General features: G+C 70.2%; 13 protein-coding genes. 10 read left to right on the forward strand and 3 right to left on the reverse strand.

Annotated elements, in window-relative coordinates:
* The first annotated feature begins 12 nt into the window (after positions 1 to 12).
* The 6 genes from xth to KF737_RS10875 all read left to right on the forward strand — a co-directional run bounded on the left by xth (position 13) and on the right by KF737_RS10875 (position 9,187).
* Positions 13 to 807 (forward strand): exodeoxyribonuclease III, encoded by a 795-nt coding sequence (gene xth / locus KF737_RS10850; protein WP_296454294.1) that lies wholly within the window; start codon positions 13 to 15, stop codon positions 805 to 807.
* Positions 808 to 809: 2 nt separating this feature from the next.
* Positions 810 to 1,415 carry an N-acetyltransferase gene (locus KF737_RS10855; RefSeq protein WP_296454296.1) on the forward strand — a complete coding sequence of 202 codons (606 nt, stop codon included), beginning with the start codon at positions 810 to 812 and terminating at the stop codon, positions 1,413 to 1,415.
* A gap of 11 nt (positions 1,416 to 1,426) precedes the next feature.
* Positions 1,427 to 2,098 (forward strand): hypothetical protein, encoded by a 672-nt coding sequence (locus KF737_RS10860; RefSeq protein WP_296454297.1) that lies wholly within the window; start codon positions 1,427 to 1,429, stop codon positions 2,096 to 2,098.
* Between the two features lie 48 nt (positions 2,099 to 2,146).
* The gene (locus KF737_RS10865) at positions 2,147 to 2,839 is read left to right on the forward strand and encodes an NnrU family protein (RefSeq protein ID WP_296454299.1); all 693 of its coding nucleotides are present in this window, start codon (positions 2,147 to 2,149) and stop codon (positions 2,837 to 2,839) included.
* 578 nt (positions 2,840 to 3,417) lie between these two features.
* On the forward strand, positions 3,418 to 6,279 hold the full coding sequence (locus KF737_RS10870) for a TonB-dependent receptor (protein ID WP_296454301.1): 2,862 nt from the start codon (positions 3,418 to 3,420) through the stop codon (positions 6,277 to 6,279).
* Between the two features lie 106 nt (positions 6,280 to 6,385).
* Positions 6,386 to 9,187, forward strand: a complete 2,802-nt coding sequence (locus tag KF737_RS10875) for a TonB-dependent receptor (protein ID WP_296454303.1) — start codon at positions 6,386 to 6,388, stop codon at positions 9,185 to 9,187.
* Positions 9,188 to 9,263: 76 nt separating this feature from the next.
* Here KF737_RS10875 and KF737_RS10880 read toward each other — a convergent pair whose 3' ends face one another.
* Positions 9,264 to 9,746 (reverse strand): glutathione peroxidase, encoded by a 483-nt coding sequence (locus tag KF737_RS10880; RefSeq protein WP_296454305.1) that lies wholly within the window; start codon positions 9,744 to 9,746, stop codon positions 9,264 to 9,266.
* A 37-nt stretch (positions 9,747 to 9,783) separates the two neighbouring features.
* Entirely contained in the window at positions 9,784 to 10,701 is a 918-nt protein-coding gene (locus KF737_RS10885) for a Gfo/Idh/MocA family oxidoreductase (RefSeq protein WP_296454307.1), read from the reverse strand.
* Between the two features lie 98 nt (positions 10,702 to 10,799).
* On the opposite strand from KF737_RS10885, the gene KF737_RS10890 reads away from it, so the two are divergent.
* The 4 genes from KF737_RS10890 to KF737_RS10905 all read left to right on the forward strand — a co-directional run bounded on the left by KF737_RS10890 (position 10,800) and on the right by KF737_RS10905 (position 16,052).
* Entirely contained in the window at positions 10,800 to 11,798 is a 999-nt protein-coding gene (locus KF737_RS10890; RefSeq protein WP_296454309.1) for an NADP-dependent oxidoreductase, read from the forward strand.
* 184 nt (positions 11,799 to 11,982) lie between these two features.
* The gene (locus KF737_RS10895) at positions 11,983 to 12,885 is read left to right on the forward strand and encodes a cobalamin biosynthesis protein CbiG (protein WP_296454311.1); all 903 of its coding nucleotides are present in this window, start codon (positions 11,983 to 11,985) and stop codon (positions 12,883 to 12,885) included.
* Between the two features lie 313 nt (positions 12,886 to 13,198).
* Positions 13,199 to 15,142 (forward strand): pyrroloquinoline quinone-dependent dehydrogenase, encoded by a 1,944-nt coding sequence (locus KF737_RS10900; RefSeq protein ID WP_296454313.1) that lies wholly within the window; start codon positions 13,199 to 13,201, stop codon positions 15,140 to 15,142.
* Positions 15,143 to 15,182: 40 nt separating this feature from the next.
* A complete protein-coding gene (locus tag KF737_RS10905) occupies positions 15,183 to 16,052 on the forward strand; it encodes an FkbM family methyltransferase (protein ID WP_296454315.1) in 870 nt (289 codons plus the stop codon).
* Here the strand turns inward: KF737_RS10905 and KF737_RS10910 are convergent.
* A complete protein-coding gene (locus KF737_RS10910; RefSeq protein ID WP_296454318.1) occupies positions 16,049 to 17,425 on the reverse strand; it encodes an MATE family efflux transporter in 1,377 nt (458 codons plus the stop codon). The genes KF737_RS10905 and KF737_RS10910 overlap by 4 nt on opposite strands.
* Between the last annotated feature and the right edge of the window lie 295 nt (positions 17,426 to 17,720).

Here is a 17,720-nt window from a genome sequence, read left to right on the forward strand (position 1 = left end):
CCGGAGCCCTCGATGCGCATCGCCACCTGGAACGTGAACTCGGTCAACGCCCGGCTGGAGACGGTCGTCCGCTGGTTCGAGGAGGCCAGGCCCGACGTCGCCTGCCTCCAGGAGATCAAGTGCGTGGACGAGAGGTTCCCCGCCGAAGCCTTTGAGCGCCTTGGCTATAACGTCGCCGTCCACGGCCAGAAGACCTACAACGGCGTGGCCCTCCTCTCGAAGGCCCCGCTGGAGGACGTGCGCCGCGGCCTCCCCCACCTGCCCGATGCGGGCGACGACGCCGACGACCACGCCCGCTACATCGAGGCGGTCGTGTCGGGTCCGCAGCCGGTGCGCGTGGCCTCGATCTACCTGCCCAACGGCAACCCGGCCGGCACGGAGAAGTACGCCTACAAGATGGCCTGGATGGCCCGCCTCGAGGCCCACGCCCGCGCCCTGCTGGCCTGGGAGGAGCCGTTCGTGCTGGCCGGCGACTACAACGTGATCCCCGAGCCGCGCGACGCGGCCTTCCCCAACAACTGGCAGGACGACGCCCTCTTCCAGCCGGCCACGCGCCGGGCGTTCCGGGCGCTCAAGAACCTCGGCCTCACCGAGGCCTACCTGCAGGCCGACGGCGCCGAGGGCGCCTTCACCTTCTGGGACTACCAGGCCGGCGCGTGGCAGCGGAACAACGGCATCCGCATCGACCACGCCCTGCTCTCGCCCCAGGCCGCCGACCTGCTGGCGGGCGTGGCGATCCACAAGCACGTGCGCGCCTGGGACAAGCCGTCGGACCACGTCCCCCTCGTCGTCGAGCTCGACGCCTGAGCATGCTCGCCGACGGCTTCCACGACGTCCCGGACGGCAAGATCGCCGCCGTCGTCACCTCGCTGGAGATGTTCGCGAAGCCGCCGCCGCGGCCCGAGGCGGATGGCCTCGACTGGACGCTGGAGCGCCTGGCGAGCCCCGCGGCGGAGGACTACCTCGCGCTCTATTCCGCCGTGGGACGCGACTGGCTGTGGTTCACGCGCCTGGTCATGCCGCGCGAGGCCCTGCTGGCGGCGATCCGCGATCCGCGCGTCGAGGTCTGGCGGCTGGCGGCGCCCGGCGGCGAGACCGGCATCCTGGAGCTCGACTTCCGCCAGCCCGACACCTGCGAACTGGCCTATTTCGGCGTCTCGCCGGGCCTGGTGGGCGGCGGCGCGGCGCGCTGGATGATGAACCGCGCGGTCGAGCGGGCCTGGTCGCGGCCGATCCGGCGCTTCTGGGTCCACACCTGCACGCTCGACCACCCGAACGCGCCGCGGTTCTACATGCGCTCGGGCTTCCAGCCCTTCCGGCGCGAGGTCGAGATCGCCGACGATCCGCGCCTCGCCGGCCTCGCGCCGCTGGACTCCGCGCCGCACATACCGGTGATCCGCGGCGACTCGGCTTAGGCTCAGGCGCCATGGACGAGGCCGCGCGGCTCCTGACGCTGCTCGCGCTCGCCGGCGGGGCGCTGACCCTCGTCGGCGCGGCCTTCGCCTGGTTCCTCGACGAGACGCGCCGGGTCCGGCGCACCCTCGCCGCCGGCCTGAACGGCGCCGCGCCACAGCCGATGCTGATCGCGCGCGGCCGCGGCGCCGGCATCGGCTTCGACCTCTCGGCGGGCACGGTCGTCGTCGCCTGGGACAAGGGCGGCTGGCGCCTCGCCTACCGGCTGACCGAGCTGGTGGGCGTCGAGCTGATCGTGGACCGCGCCGTCGCCGCCCGCGCCTTCCGCGGCGAGGCGCGCCGGGCGCTGGACCAACTGGCCGAGCCGCAGGAGCGCGTGCGCCTGCGCTTCGTCTTCGACGACCCGACCCACCCGGACTTCGCGCTCGACCTCTGGCGGCCCGAGGACGACGGCGTTCCGAAGCGCATGGACGCGCCCGAGGCGCTGGGCGAAGCCAACCGCTGGATGGCGCGGATGGAGTCCATCCTGCGCCGCGCCGGCCAGGGCGTGGCTAACGCGCCGGCCGCGGCGCCGGTCCGCCCGGCCGCCATACGCACCTCCCCGCCCCGCACGCCGCCCGCGCCGCTGTTCACGGAGGACGGCGACGACGCATCGGAAGACGATCCCGAGAACGCCGTAACTTGACGATGTAAATTTATCCGTCAGTCTCTGCCGGTCCGGAAGGAGCCCCCGATGTCCAACCTGATCGCCGCCGCCCTCTTCTTCGTCCTGCTGCACCTCCTCGTCTCGGGCACGCGCCTGCGCGACGGGCTGATCGCCCGGATCGGCGAGGGCCCGTACATGGGCCTGTTCGTGCTGGCCTCCTTCGCCGGCCTCGGCTGGCTGGGCTGGGGCTTCGCCGAGGCGCGGGGCGCCGTCGACAACGTCGCGTACTGGGGCGTCACGCCGGCGACGCGGACGGTCCAGCTCGTGCTGCAGGTCGTGGCGTTCGTCTTCATCGTCATCGGCGTCGCCACCAGGAACCCGACCGCGGTGCGCAGCGAGGCGGCGCTGGACGATCCCGACATCGTGCGCGGCATGCTGCGCGTCACCCGCCACCCGTTCCTCTGGGGCGTGGCGATCTGGGCCGCCGGCCATCTGCTGGTGAACGGCGACCGGGCCAGCCTCGTCCTCTTCGGCTCGATGCTGGTCCTGGCCGTCTACGGGACCCGCAGCATCGACGCCAAGCGCCGGCGGGCGCTGGGGCCGGCGTGGGACGCCTTCGCCGCGCGCACCTCGAACATCCCCTTCGCGGCGATCCTGTCGGGCCGCCAGCGCCTCAGCCTGGGCGAGATCGGCTGGTGGAAGCCGGCCCTGGGCCTCGCCGTCGCCGCCGCCATCGCCCTTGGCCACCCCTACGCCTTCGGGGTCGCCGCCCTGCCCTGACCCGGCGCTCATCCCGCCGGGAAGGCCGATGGCCTTCATGAGTCGCCCACGTTGAGACGATGCCGCCCGGCCCAGGGCCTCCGCGACGTTCCGGAGGTCTCAGGGACGGCCCGCGGCGGGTGGACGCGCCGACCGCCCCGGGGCCGCCAGCTCGCCTTTTACGAGTGGTCTTGCAACGCGTTCCAATTTCATGTTGCAGTGCAGATATCGCGGATATCCCAGAAATCGGCGAAGCCTTATTTCATAAGGTTTCTGTCTGTTTCGCATTTGCGAAATTCCGGCCATCCGCGGCGATAATGAGGCCATCGTAAAACAAAGAAGGCGCGCCGTCGGCGCGCCCCTAGGTTGATATTGGGATGAACAAAGTCAGAAACGTCCCGATCATTGCTCAAAACTACTGTCGTTACAAGGACACATGACGGGTGCTGCTTTCACCGACTCCTCGACATAAGTGAGTCTTATTTAGTTATCATCGTTCACTCACCGCATTTGCGTTGACGACCTGTCACGCCTGCTTCAGCTTGCCCGTCAAGCGCAGCGAATAGCGCCACAACAAAGGCTGCGGGGAGGCAGTTCAGATGACGTTCAGGCATTGCTTGTTGGCGTCCAGCGGGTTGCTGGCCGCCGTGGTCGGCACGTCGGCTCACGCTCAGTCCAGTTCGACGAACACGATCGCCGAGCTGGTGGTCACCGCGGAAAAGCGCGAGCAGAGCCTGCAGGACGTGCCGGTCGCGATCTCGGCGTTCACGTCCGAACAGCGTGACATCGTCGGCATCCAGTCCATCCAGGACATGACGAACTTCACGCCGGGCCTGCAGTACTCCACATCGACCGACCGCGTGTCGCTGCGCGGCCTGGGCCGCCTCACCAACGTGCTGTCGGCCGACGCCTCGGTCGCCAACTACGCCGACGGCGTCTACGAGACCTTCGCGGTGCGCGCAGGCTCCTCCACCCTGTTCCTCGACCGGGTCGAGATCCTGCGGGGTCCGCAGGGCACCCTCTACGGCCGCAACGCCATCGCCGGCGCGATCAACATCCTCTCGCGGCGCCCGACCGACAGTCCCTACGCCGAGGTGCGCGCCACCTACGGCAACTACAACCGCTCGATCCTGGAGGGCGCCGTCTCCGGCCCGCTCAACGACAAGGTCAAGGCGCGCCTCGCCGTCAACTGGGAGCGGCAGAGCAAGGGCTACATCAAGAACACCGTCCCGGGCATGCCCAGCGAAGGCAACGTGCTCGACAGCTTCTACGCCGAAGCCCAGATCGACGTGCAGTTCAGCGAGAAGCTGGAGATGTGGTCCAAGTTCGGCTTCACGAACTGGCGTCACGGCGCCGGCGGGCCGGGCTCGCAGTCGGCCGGCTGGTCGCCCGAGATCTTCAACCTCGACGGCAGCAGGAAGGCGCTTCGCTCAGCGACCAACCCGAACGGCGCCGACGCCTTCGACATCACCGAGTTCTACTCGGAAGCCACCCACTTCAACCCGGGCTTCGGCTGTTCGGGCCTGGCGACGAACGTCGTCCTGGCCAGCCCCGACGGTTGCCGCAACGTCTCCTACGACAGCCCGTGGAAGATCAACCGGCCGAACACCTACAACGTGCGCGTTCCGAACGCCTACACGGTGGCCAGCCACTGGACGTACCACGCCGACAACTTCGACATTAAGTACATCCTGGGCGGCGTCCGGTACTGGTACCACCTGAAGGGCACGACCCCCGGCGGCAGCCAGGACCCCGGCGTCCTGCAATACACGGTCGGCGCGGCCACGACGGTCTATCCCCAGGAACGCTTCGACTACCAGGAGCGCAACGGCTTCATCTCGAACGAGCTGAACATCGTCTCGACGACCGAGGGGCCGTTCCAGTGGATCGCCGGCGCCTACTACTACCACCAGCACTACCGCCAGCCGGTCCACACCATCGAGGATCCGCGGCAGGCCGGGTGGAACATCTCGCCCCCGTTCGGCGTCTGCCTGGACGGCGCCGGCGTCGCGGCCACGCCGGTCACCTGCCCGGCCGGCATCGGCCGGCGGTTCGACAACCGCCCGTCGGTCAGCAACACCTCGTACGCCTTCTACGGCCAGGCCAGCTACGACCTGGGCGACCAGCTCACCCTGACCGGCGGCCTGCGCTACTCGCACGACCGCAAGTACGGGACCGAGAAGGCGCGCCTGCTCTGCCTGGGCCTGCCCGCCTGCCTGGGCGGCCTCGCGCCGGAGTTCGCGCTCATCCCGCTCGACCTCACCGGGGTGAACACCGTCGTCGCGGCCGGCAGCGGCACGGGCATCGACGTGATCCCGAAGGGCGTCGACGGGCCGACCACCTTCGACCCGACCACGGGCTTTGCGACCCGCAAGTACGACGCCTCATGGTCGGCCGTCACCGGCACCGCCAAGGTCGAGTGGCACCCCGACGACGATACGCTGGGCTACGCCAGCTACGCGCGCGGCTACCGCTCGGGCGGCTTCAACATCGGCATCTTCACGGTGCTGAGCTTCCTGCCCTACTCGAAGGAAGAGACGGTCGACGCCTTCGAGCTCGGCCTGAAGAAGACCTTCGGCCGGACGCTGCAGACCAACGTGGCGCTCTACCACTACAGCTACCAGAACCTGCAGATCCCGATCTCGGTCGTGCAGACCGGCAGCCTGATGGGCCAGACCATCAGCCAGGGGACGACCTCGTTCTACAACACCCCGAAGTCGCGCTCGCAGGGCGTCGAGGTCGAGGTGCTGTGGCAACCGATCCGGAACCTGCAGATCATCGCCAACTACTCCTACATCGACGCCGAGATCACCAAGGGCTTCGCCGTCGACACCGTCGACCCGACCGCGGCCCAGCCCGGCGCCAAGCCGATCCACACGCTCGCGGAGTGCCAGGCCGGCGGCGCCGCCGTCCAGGGCGACTGCGTGCTGGACGAGCCCACGCTGGGCCTGCCCGGCGGCGGCTTCCAGCGGATCCAGAGCCTGAAGGGCAACGACCTGCCCAACGCGCCGCGGAACAAGATCGCGATCGCGGCGAACTACACCTGGGACTTCGAGCCCGGCTCGCTGACCGCCAGCGTGTCCTACTCCTGGCGCGACAACGCCTACGGGGCCCTGTTCGAGCGCTGGTACAACAAGTCGCCGACCTGGGACCAGGTGGACGCCCGCCTGCTCTGGAAGGCCAAGGACGACAAGTTCGAGATCATCGGCTATGTGAAGAACATCTTCGACAAGATCGGCTACGACCAGGGCGCGACCGGCTACCGGGTCGACGGCCAGGTCACCAACCTGCTCTACGGGGCGAACCCTGCGGGCCTGGCCTGCAGCCCCGTCGCCCAGGGGGCGGCCAACCCGGCCGCGGGCAGCGTCGGCACCATCTACTGCATCCAGGGTATCCGGAAGACCTACTACAACACGCCGCCACGGACCTACGGTCTGGAGCTGCGCTACAAGTTCTTCTGAGTTCCGAACGGCCCGCCCCCGCAAAGGGGCGGGCCGTTTCGCTTTGGAGACCGGGAAGAAGCGCAATCACGCGCCCGCCCGGAGAGAACTGCGGGGAGGGAATACCATGAAACTCAAGCACAGCTTGCTTGCGTCCAGCGCCCTGCTGGCCGCGGCGATGGGCGCAACGTCCGCCCAGGCCCAGTCTTCGGCCGCCTCGAACACCATCGAAGAGCTGGTGGTGACGGCCGAGCGGCGCGAACAGAGCCTGCAGGACGTGCCCGTCGCGATCTCGGCCTTCACGGCCGAGAAGCGCGACCTGATCGGCATCCAGTCGGTCTTCGACCTGACCAACTTCACGCCCGGCCTTCAATACTCCACCCAGACCGATCGGGTGAGCCTGCGCGGCGTGGGCCGGACCAACAACGTCCACGCGGCCGACGCCTCGGTCTCGGTCTACTCGGACGGCATCTACACCACCTCGACGGTGGAGGCGGGCAAGACGCCCCTCTTCCTCGAACGGGTCGAGATCCTGCGCGGGCCCCAGGCCACGCTCTATGGCCGGAACGCCATCGGCGGCGCCATCAACCTGGTCTCGAAGCGGCCGACCGATGAATGGTACGGCGAGGTCCGCGGCCAGTACCAGAACTACAACCACCACGTCCTGGAAGGCGCGATCTCGGGCCCGACGTTCATCGACGGCGTCACCTTCCGCCTGGCCGCCAACTGGGAGAAGCAGTCCAAGGGCTGGATCGACAACATCATCCCGGGCCAGCCCGACGAGGGCAACGTCATCAACACCAACATCGTCGAGGGCCAGTTGAAGTTCGACATCGGCGCGAACTTCGACGGCTGGATGAAGCTGACCTGGATCGAGTGGCGCAACGGCGGCGGCGGCCCCGGCGCCCGCGGCACCTGGACGCCGGCGGTCTATCCGACGTTCGAGGCGGCCAACGCCGGCATCACGCTCCAGCCCGGCTACGGCTGCAGCGGCAACGCCACCAACGTGCTGAACGCCAGCCCCATGGGCTGCGTGAACCCCGCCCTGACCAACCCGCGGAAGATCGCCTCCACGGTGCCCTACGACGTGGACCTGAACGGCACCTACATCTTCGCCAGCGAGTGGACCTACCACTTCACCGGCTTCGACCTGCGCTACCAGTTGGGCGCGGTGCATTACCACTACTACCTGCAGGGGCCGACGCCGGTCGACCAGACCGCGCCGATCCTGCGCTACACCCTGCCGTCGGCGACCGGCGCCAACAACGCGGTGGTCAACCCGCGCTACGCCTTCAACTACCAGGAAGAGGAATCCTGGCTGTCGAACGAGGTCACCCTCGTCTCGACGCATGACGGCCCGGTGCAGTGGCTGGCGGGCCTCTACTACTGGAAGGAAAGCTACGGCCAGCCGGTCTACACCTACCTGGTGGACGAGCCGCGGGTGGAAGGGCCGTTCGGCGTGCCGACCGCCCTGTGCGCTCAGCGCGGCAACGTCTGCGCGGCCAACCCGAACCGGCGGATCTTCGACACCTATCCCGAGTTCGACATCAGCTCGCGCGCCGCCTACGCCCAGGTCGACTGGGAGTTCATCGACACCTTCACGCTGAGCGGCGGCATCCGCTACTCGATCGACAAGAAGGAAGGCATCGAGCGCGGCCGCCTGCTCTGCTACCAGGTCGCCGGCTGCTTCGCCGCGCCCGAGCTGAACGGCGCCGTCGCCGGCGGCATCCCGGTGGTCGATATTACCGAGAACCAGTGGGCCTCCGGCGCGACCCTGCCGAAGGGCGTGATCACGCCCACGGTCTTCGACGCGACGAACGGCTTCGCCACCCGCTACCTCAAGGACGAGTGGCAGGAGGTGACCGGCAACGTCACCCTGAAGTGGGATCCCGACCCGGACACCAACGCCTTCGCCCGCTACTCCCACGGCTACAAGCCGGGCGGCTTCCGGATCGGCATCGACGTGGGCTTCTCGCCCAATCCGGAAACGCGCGAGGAGAAGGTGGAAGCCTTCGAGGTCGGCCTGAAGAAGAACGTCGGCCGCAACCTCCAGGCCAACATCGCGGCCTTCTACTACGACTACTCCAACGCCCAGATCCCGCTGACGATCGTCAACACCTCGGGCGCGGTCGCGGTCACGCAGTCGATCTTCTACAACGTGCCCAAGGCCACCTCGAAGGGCATCGAGATCGAGACGATCTGGCAGCCGATCGAGAACCTGCAGATCCTGGCCAACTACTCGTACCTCGACGCCTACGTCACCGAAGGCGCGGCGATCGACCCCGCCGACCCGGCGGCGCTGGCGCCCGGCGCGCGGCCGATCACCGACCGTTCGCTCTGCCGTGCGATCGCCTACGGCGACACCACCACCACCTGCGCGGCCGACGTCTACACCAGCCCGCGTCCGGTGGTGAACGCGGCGGGGGCCACCACCCAGGTCTCGGGCTCGCCCGACCCGAACGGCGGCTTCCAGCGGGTGCAGAACCTGAAGGGCTACCAGTTGCCCAACTCGCCCAAGCACAAGATCGCGGTCAACGTGAACTACACCTATCCCTTCAGCGACGGCTCCTCGCTCACGGGCTCGGTCAGCTACACGTGGCGCGACAGCCAGTTCGGCTCGATCTTCGACCGCGACTACTACAAGTCGCCATCGTGGGATCAGGTGGACGCCCGCCTCACCTGGAAGGCCAAGGACCGCAAGACCACGGTCATCGCCTTCGTGAAGAACCTGTTCGACGACATCGGCTACGAAGGCGGCGCCGGCGCGTCGCGTCGGGCCGGCTCGATCTACACGCCGCCCGCCGGCGCGCCGATCGTCAACGTCGTGCAGGACGCGCGGCCCGACCTGCCCGGAAACAACCCGGCCAGCACCTATCCGCTGACCCCGCCGCGCACCTACGGCATCGAACTGCAGTACAAGTTCTTCTGATCGGCGCCCCAGGCGTCGACGGAAACGGGCGCCCGGCCGGAAGCGGTCGGGCGCTTCTTCGTGGGCCGCCCGTGGGCTAAAGCGCCTTTTCGATCGCCGCGACCAGGCCCGCGTCCTGCGGCTCGGTGCGCGGACCGAAGGCCTCCAGGGCCTCGCCGTTCTTGCCGATCAGGATCTTGTGGAAATTCCAGACCGGCACGGCGGGCTCGCCCAGCGCCTGCTCGGCCCAGGCGTAGAACGGATGCCGCCCCGCCTCCTTCACGTCGACCTTGGACGTCATCGGGAAGTCGATGCCGAAGGTGGTCGAGCAGAAGGTCTCGATCTCCTTCTCGGTCCCCGGCTCCTGGCCCATGAACTGGTTGCAGGGCACGCCCAGCACCACGAGGCCCTTGTCCTTGTAGTCGGAGTAGAGCTTCTCCAGCCCGTCGTACTGCGGCGTCAGCCCGCACTTCGAGGCGGTGTTCACCACCAGCACCACCTTGTCCCTGAAGGTGCTGAGCGGCAGCGGCCCGCCGCCGATCTTGTCGAACGTGAAGTCGTAGGCGCTGGCCATGCTCATCTCCGCTCATCCCGGGATGAGCGGGAATTTAAGGCGTTTACCCGGCGTCTTCCAACGCCTGTTCCACGGCGATGGCCAGGTCCAGCGCCGCCGTGGCCTCGGCGGCGTCCACCACCGGCCGGGGGGCCTCGCCGCGCACGGCCGCGAGGAACCCCTCGACGCTGGCGCCCAGCGGGTCCTGCGCGGCGGGCGTGTCGGCGAAGTCGGGGTTCAGCGCGAACGGCGTGGTGTTGCGGAACGTGCGGGCCATGAAGTCGATGGCGACCTCGCCCGAGGGATAGACCACCCGCATCGTCCGATGCCGCGCCTCAGCCCGGCGCGAGACGTCGAAGATCGCGGTGAACCCGCTCTCGAAGCTGGCCTCGGCCCGCACCTGGTCCCAGACGCCGTCGTCGGCGCGATGCCCCTCGGCCTCGGCGGTCGCCGGGTCCGAGGCGGCGATGGCCAGCGCCAGGTCGATGTCATGCACCATCAGGTCCAGTACGGCGGAGACGTCGCGGCTGCGGTCCGACGGCGGGCCGTGGCGCACGGCTTCCAGCAAGAGCGGCTGTTCGGGCGCGTCCAGCAGGCCCATGGCCTGGAACACCACCCGCTCCTGATGGCCGCAGGCGACGATCACGCCCGCCTTCGCGGCCGCCGCCCGCACCCGCTCGGCGTCGGCGACGCTTACCGCGACCGGCTTCTCCACATAGACGTGCCTGCCCGCCGCGATGGCCGCCAGCGCCTGTTCGGCATGGACGGTGGCCGGCGAGGCCACGGTCACCACGTCCACCTGCGCCAGCAGTTCGTCCAGCCCGGCGAACGCGCGGCCGCCCAGCGGCATCGCCACCCTGGCCGCCCGGTCCGGATGGGTGTCGAATACGCCCACGAAGTCGACGCCCGCGATCCGCGCGTACTGCCGCGCGTGATAGCCGCCGAACACCCCTGCCCCGATCACACCGCCGCGCAACGTCATGGCGGCGGCCCTACCACGCGACGCGCGCTCGACGCCACCCGCGCGAGGTCATACAACCGTTTGAACGCCGGGAGCGAACCCGGCCGGGAGGACGACCTATGACGACCGTGCGCGAGATCCGCCTGAAGAGCCGCCCGAACGGCCTGCCCACCGCCGACAACTTCGAGCTGGCCAGCGTCGACCTGCCCGCGCCCGGCGCCGGCGAGGTCCAGGTGCGCAACACCTGGATGACGGTCGACCCCTACATGCGCGGGCGCATGAACGACGTGCAGAGCTACACGCCGCCCTTCGCGCTGGGCAAGGCCATGGAGGGCGGCGCGGTCGGCGAGGTCACCGCCTCCAACGACCCCGCCTTCAAGCCGGGCGACCTCGTGCAGTCCGGCTTCGGCTGGCGCGAAGGCTTCAACGCGCCCGCCGCCCAGGTGCAGAAGCTGGACCCCATGGGCCTGCCGCCCCAGGCGTTCCTGGGCGCCGCCGGCATGCCCGGCCTCACCGCCTATGCCGGCCTCCTCAAGATCGCGGCGCTGAAGGACGGCGACATCGTCTTCGTCTCCGGCGGCGCGGGCGCCGTGGGCTCGATGGTGGTGCAGATCGCCAAGGCCAAGGGCCACACGGTCATCGCCTCGGCCGGCGGGGCCGAAAAGGTCGCGTTCCTGAAGTCGATCGGGGCCGATCAGGTCATCGACTACAAGGCCGAGACCAACCTCACCGCCGCGCTCATGAAGGCCGCGCCCGGCGGCATCGACGTCTACTTCGACAACGTCGGCGGCGAGCACCTGGAGGCCGCGCTCACCGCCGCGCGCCCCTTCGCCCGCTTCGCGCTGTGCGGCGCGATCTCCATGTACAACGCCACCGAGATGCCGGCCGGCCCGCGCAACCTCGTCATGATGGTCGGCAAGCAGCTCCGCATGGAGGGCTTCATCGTCTCGTCGAGCTGGGACCTGATGCCCAGGTTCCTCAGCGACCTCTCCGGCTGGGTGAAGGACGGCAAGGTCACCTGGAAGGAGACCGTCTTCGAAGGCATCGACAAAGCCCCCGACGCCTTCCTCGGCCTCTTCAAGGGCGAGAACCTCGGCAAGATGCTGGTCAAACTCTGATCCCTCCTCTTCAGGGGAGGGTGTCGAGCGTCGCGAGACGGGTGGGGATGTGTGGATCATCCCCGGCGCCTGGTGACTGGCCTTGTCTCCCCACCCTGCTCGCCTCCGGCGAGCTGTCCCTCCCCTAAAGAGGAGGGATGGCGTAGAACGCATCGTCCTCCCCCCGAGGCCTGGAGCCCCCAACGTGCCGCGCCTGTTCAGCGCCTATGTGATCGTCGACTGGAGCGCCGCGGCCAAGCCGACGACGGGCGCCGACTCCATCTGGATCGGCGTGCTGAAGCGCGACATCCGCTTCCGCATGGCGTTCGAGAGCTACAACCCCTCGACCCGCGCCGAAGCCGAGACGCGGCTGACCGCGGTCCTCGACGACCTGAAGAAGCGCGGCGAGCGTTGCCTGCTGGGCTTCGACTTCCCGCTGGGCTTCCCGCGCGGGTTCGCCGCCTCGCTCAGCCTGCCCGGCGACGAGCCCTGGCGTGCGGCCTGGGACCAGCTCAACAGGATGGTCAAGGACAAGGCCGACAACACCAACAACCGCTTCGGCGTCGGCTCCGAGATCAACCGGCGCATGACCGGCGGCCCGTTCCCCTTCTGGGGCTGCCCGCCCAAGGACGCGCTGACCACCCTGCAACCGAAGAAGACCCGCGACCACGGGCCGGGCGACCTGCCCGAGTTCCGCCACGCCGACCTGGCGGCCAAGGGCGCGGCCTCGATCTGGAAGCTCTACTACAACGGCTCGGTCGGCGGTCAGGCGATCCTGGGCATCCCGTTCGTGCGCCGCCTGAAGCTCGCCCGCGGCGAGGGTGTGAAGGCCTGGCCGTTCGAGACCGGCTTCAAGACGCTGACCGAGGCCGACCTCGACGGGGTCGACGTGGTGATGGCCGAGGTCTACCCCTCGCTCCTGAAGCCGCAGGGCGCGCCGGGCGAAGTGAAGGACCTGACCCAGGTGCGCACCACCGCCGAGCACTTCGCCCGCCTGGACGAGGCCAACAAGCTGGGCGCCCTCTTCGCACCCCCGAAGGACACCGCCGCCGACGTCGTCCTCGACGCCGAACGCGAGGAAGGCTGGATCCTGGGCGCGGGGGTTTAGCCACCGTTCCGCCACCCCTGAACGTCATGGCCGGCCTTGTGCCGGCCACCCATGAACACCGATCGTCGAGCGTCCGCAGCGGCGCCGGCCACGGGGCGCCCGGACACGCCCGCGCGTCTGGATGGCCGGCACAAGGCCGGCCATGACGTTCGAAGAGGGAGGAGCCCCACCGCTCGTCCCCGCCGCTCCGCCGGCCGTCCCGCGCGCGACCGCCGCGCGTCCCGGCGAGCCCGCCATCCGTCACTTGCCGGTTGGCTCCAGGAGCGCGCTATCGTGACCTCCGCGCATCGCTTCCGCGCCGAGGTTCCACCGAATGCCCCTGCCTGTCCGCGCCCTCGTCTCCGCCAGCCTCCTCGTCCTCGCCGCCGCCTGCGCCGGGGAGCCCGCCCAGCCCGTGAAGGCGGCGGCCGATGTCGACTGGCCGTTCTACGGCGGCGACGCGGGCGGCCAGCGCTATTCCGCCGCCGCCCAGATCACGCCCGCCAACGTCACCGGCCTGAAGGTCGCCTGGACCTATTCCACCGGCGACCTCGCCCGCCACCCGAAGGCGATCGAGCACGCCGCGTTCGAGAACACGCCGATCCTGGCCGGCGGGCGGCTCTACGTCTGCTCGCAGTTCAACCGCGTCTCGGCCCTCGATCCCGGCACGGGCAAGGAGCTCTGGGCGCACGACCCCGGGATCGACGACAGCGTCCACTACCCGAACGACAACATCTGCCGGGGCGTGACCTACTGGGCCGACCCGGAGGCGCCGGCCGGCGCCGCCTGCGCCGCGCGCATCTTCCTGCCCACCGTGGACCGTCGCCTGATCGCCCTGGACGCCGCCACCGGCGCCCCCTGCACGGGCTTCGGCAAGGGCGGCACGGTCGACGTCGGCCAGGGCGTGCTGCTGGAACGCAAGGGCCAGATGCAGATCACCTCGCCGCCGGTGATCGTGAACGGGGTGATCGTGGTGGGCTCGTCCATCGACGACAACCAGCGGGTCGAGGAGGTCTCGGGCGTGGTCCGCGCCTATGACGCGCGCACCGGCGCGCCGAAGTGGGCGTTCGATCCGCTCGCCAACGCCGGCCCCGGCGTGAAGGCCGGCGCCGCCAACGTCTGGGCGCCGATGTCGGCCGACCCGGCCCGCGGCCTCGTCTTCCTGCCCACCTCCAGCGCCAGCCCCGACTTCTTCGGCGGCCTGCGCCCCGGCAACGGCGGCATGGCGAACTCGGTGGTGGCGCTGGACGCCGCGACCGGCCAGCCGCGCTGGAGCTTCCAGACCGTCCACCACGACATCTGGGACTACGACATCCCCGCCCAGCCGACCCTGGCCGACGTCGGCTACGGCGGCCGCACGACGCCCGCCGTCATCCAGGCCACCAAGCAGGGGCTGATCTTCACCCTGGCGCGTGACACCGGCGCGCCGGTGATCCCGGTGGAGGAGCGCCCCGCGCCCCAGGGCGGCGCGCCGGGCGAGCCGCTGTCGCCGACCCAGCCGTTCCCCATCGCGCCCAAGCCGCTCTCGCCCACGAAGATCTCGGAGAAGGACGCCTATGGCCTGACGCCCTGGGACCGCGGCAAGTGCCGCGAGCTGATCCGGGGCGCGCGGCACGAAGGCATCTACACGCCGCCCTCGACGCAGGGGACGATCCTCTACCCGTTCACCGGCGGCGGCGTGAACTGGGGCGGCCTCGCCTTCGACGCCGGCCGGCAGGTGGTCTACGTCAACACCTCCAGCGCGCTGCACCGGGTCACCCTGATCCCGGTCGACAAGGTGCAGGCCACGAAGCAGGCCGAGATGGGCAAGGAGGTTTCGGCCCAGAGGGGCGCGCCCTACGGCATGAAGCGCGAGGTGCTGCTGTCGCCGCTGGGCCTGCCCTGCAACCCGCCGCCGTGGGGGCAGTTGCACGCGGTCGACATGCGCACCGGCAAGGTGCTGTGGGAGGTTCCGCTCGGCACCACGCGCGACCTGGCGCCGGGCTCGCAGCTCCTGCTGGGGAACGTCGGCGTGCCCAACGCCGGCGGGCCGGTGGCCACGGCGTCCGGTCTCGTCTTCATCGGCGCGGCCATGGACGACTACCTGCGCGCCTTCGACGGCGCGAGCGGCCGGGAGCTCTGGAAGGGCCGCCTGCCGGCCGGCGGCCAGGCCACGCCGATGACCTACGTCTGGAAAGGCCGCCAGTATGTCGTCATCGCCGCCGGCGGCCATGGCAAGAGCAACACCAAGCGCGGCGACAGCGTGGTCGCCTTCGCGCTGCCGGGGCCGCTGACCTGACGGGGTGGCCTGGCCCGGGGTCCTGGGCTAGACCGTAGCGATGCTCAGCCGCGCCGTCGCATATGGCCTGGACCTGCAGTTCCCCGCGCAGGACTCCGCGATCGGCGATTCGCTGATGCGGTACGGCGAATTCGCGCGCTGCATCGCCGACTTCCTGATCGACCATGCCGTCGAGGAGACGGGCGTCCTGATCGACGCCGGCGCCAACATCGGGTCCATCGGACTGCCCTTCGCCAAGGCCCGGCCGGGCTGGCAGGTGAAGGCCATCGAGGCGCATGGCGGTCTCGCCCACGTCCTGACCGTCAACGCCGCCCGCAACCTCCTGTCGAACGTCTTCGTGGTGCGCGCGGCCGCCGGGGGGACCTCCGGCGAGGTCGATTTCCCCAATCCGCCGCTCATCGGCGAGCAGAACTACGGCACGCTCAGCATCGCGCGCGCGGGCGAGTTCCCGACCGTGCGGACGCCGATGGTGACGCTGGACGAGATCGCCCCGCCCGACACCCGGCTGGTGAAGATGGACCTGGAGGGGCACGACCCCGAGGCGCTTCGCGGCGCCCCGCGCCTGCTGCACGAGATCCGCCCCGTCTGGCTCATCGAGGCGGCGATCAATCACCCGCAGGCGACGGGCGCGGTGATCCAGACCATGCTGCTCGCCGGATACTCGGTGTACTGGTTCTACGCGCCCTTCGTGTCGCTCGAGGCGCGCCGCGCGCGGGGCGAGGAGGTCGGAGGCGCCGAGAGCTGGAAGCCGCTCACGCTCGGCGACGCCAACATCGTGGCGCTTCCGCCGGGAACGCCCAACGCCTGGCGGCTCCCCGAGGTGAAGTCGGCCACCGACAAGCGGCCCGGCTTCACCGCTGCCTACCCCTACCTGCAGCGCTACGGCTTCCAAGATGCGGCGGCCGGCTAGAGCACTCGCCGGCTCAGCATCCAGAACCGTCCCAGCAGCAGCCCGCCCGACAGGAAGCTCGCGGCGATCACCGCCCAGGTCATGCCCATGACGCCCATCCCCATCGGGATGGCCAGCCACCAGGCCAGCGGCATCATCACCAGGATGTAGCTCGTCAGGTGCGTGGCGGTGGGCAGCCAGACGTCGCCGCGGGCCCGCAGCGACTGCGCCGTCACCACCTGCAGCGCGTCGGGCGCATAGAACAGGCACGAGAGCACCAGCGCCGGGATCGCCATCGCCAGCGTCGCCGCGTCGGTCGTATAGGCGCCGGCGATCAGGCCGGCGCTGGGCCAGATGGCCAGCGACACGGCCACCCCGAACGCGAAGGTCACCGCGAACGAGACCGCGCCCGCCCGCGTCACGCCCGCCGGATCGCGCGCGCCATAGGCCTTGCCCACCAGCACCGCCGCGCCGGTCGCCAGGCCCAGCGGGACCATGAAGACGATCGCGGCCACGTTCAGCACCACCGTCCAGGCGGCCACGGCCAGGGCGCCGATCCAGCCTGCGATGACGTTCAGGCTCGCGAAGGCGGCCACCTCGAAGAAGTTCGAGACGCCCGCGCCGTAGCCGATCCGCCGCTGCTCGATCTCGGCCGGGCGGTCGCGCTCGGGCCGGTCGAACACCCCCAGCGCCCGCGCCTCGGCCATCCGCAGGATGAAGGCCACGCTGACCAGCGCCAGGAACGTCCGCGCCCCCGTCGTCGCCCAGGCCCCGCCGACCGCGCCCATGGCGGGCAGCCCGAACGTGCCCGGCACCAGCAGCAGGTTCAGCCCCAGGTTCACGACGTTGGCCGCCCACATGAACCACGCCGCCGGCCCGGGCCGCGACAGCCCCTCCAGCCAGAAGGCGCACGCCACGCTGATCGCATAGCCGGGCAGCGACAGCGAGAAGACCAGCAGCACCCGGCTCGCGCCGTCCGCCAGGTCCCCGTCCAGGCCGATGACGTGCATCAGGGGCGGACCGCCGACGGCCAGGACGACGGTCGAGGCCAGCCCCAGCGCCGTCGCGTAGACGATCCCGCGCCGGAGCACCGCGCCGGTCAGGTCGCGCCGCCCCTCCCCGATCCGCCGCGCGGTCATCACCTGGATGCCGGCCAGCAGGCCCACCACCGCGGTCAGCACCACGCTGGTCGGCGCCCAGCCCAGGGCGTGGTAGCCGAGCTCCTTCGCCGAGAACCGGCCGACCACGATCGCGTCGACCAGCCCCATCGCCATGATGCCCAGGCGGGCGAGCACGACCGGCCCCGAGAGCTTCAGGAGCGTGTCGAGGTCGGTGCGGACGGGGCTCCTGCGCCCGCGAGCGTCCGCAGGCGCCTGGCCCGCGGAACGGTCCATGGCGGTGAAGCTCGGGTTTTCAAAGAGGCGCGGACACTGGCGCCCGCGTCAAAAACAGGCAAGGCCGGCGTCGCCGCCGTTAACCTTTGCCGTGCGTCGTGGCCCGGAAGGCACAGGCCGGCGGCGCCTCACCTCCCCCCGCGAAGCGGCGGGAGGCGGACCGTTCGCCGAGCGTAGCGAAGAGCGAATGGTGGAGGGGGCGAGCCTCAAGCTCGGCTAGTCGATCGGCCGCCGCGGACGCGGTGGAGGAGGCTCGCCCCCTCCACCACCCGCTCTACGCCCGGCTTGCGCCGGG

The organism is Phenylobacterium sp. (genome assembly GCF_019636135.1).
Lineage (GTDB): Bacteria > Pseudomonadota > Alphaproteobacteria > Caulobacterales > Caulobacteraceae > Phenylobacterium.

Bases quoted from the DNA above. Each gene is read 5' to 3' on its own strand.
- KF737_RS10885 (WP_296454307.1), bottom strand. From the start codon at position 10,701: ATGACGTTGCGCGGCGGTGTGATCGGGGCAGGGGTGTTCGGCGGCTAT.
- KF737_RS10875 (WP_296454303.1), top strand. From the start codon at position 6,386: ATGAAACTCAAGCACAGCTTGCTTGCGTCCAGCGCCCTGCTGGCCGCG.
- KF737_RS10900 (WP_296454313.1), top strand. From the start codon at position 13,199: ATGCCCCTGCCTGTCCGCGCCCTCGTCTCCGCCAGCCTCCTCGTCCTC.
- xth (WP_296454294.1), top strand. From the start codon at position 13: ATGCGCATCGCCACCTGGAACGTGAACTCGGTCAACGCCCGGCTGGAG.
- KF737_RS10880 (WP_296454305.1), bottom strand. From the start codon at position 9,746: ATGAGCATGGCCAGCGCCTACGACTTCACGTTCGACAAGATCGGCGGC.
- KF737_RS10870 (WP_296454301.1), top strand. From the start codon at position 3,418: ATGACGTTCAGGCATTGCTTGTTGGCGTCCAGCGGGTTGCTGGCCGCC.
- KF737_RS10890 (WP_296454309.1), top strand. From the start codon at position 10,800: ATGACGACCGTGCGCGAGATCCGCCTGAAGAGCCGCCCGAACGGCCTG.
- KF737_RS10905 (WP_296454315.1), top strand. From the start codon at position 15,183: ATGCTCAGCCGCGCCGTCGCATATGGCCTGGACCTGCAGTTCCCCGCG.
- KF737_RS10855 (WP_296454296.1), top strand. From the start codon at position 810: ATGCTCGCCGACGGCTTCCACGACGTCCCGGACGGCAAGATCGCCGCC.
- KF737_RS10860 (WP_296454297.1), top strand. From the start codon at position 1,427: ATGGACGAGGCCGCGCGGCTCCTGACGCTGCTCGCGCTCGCCGGCGGG.
- KF737_RS10865 (WP_296454299.1), top strand. From the start codon at position 2,147: ATGTCCAACCTGATCGCCGCCGCCCTCTTCTTCGTCCTGCTGCACCTC.
- KF737_RS10910 (WP_296454318.1), bottom strand. From the start codon at position 17,425: ATGGACCGTTCCGCGGGCCAGGCGCCTGCGGACGCTCGCGGGCGCAGG.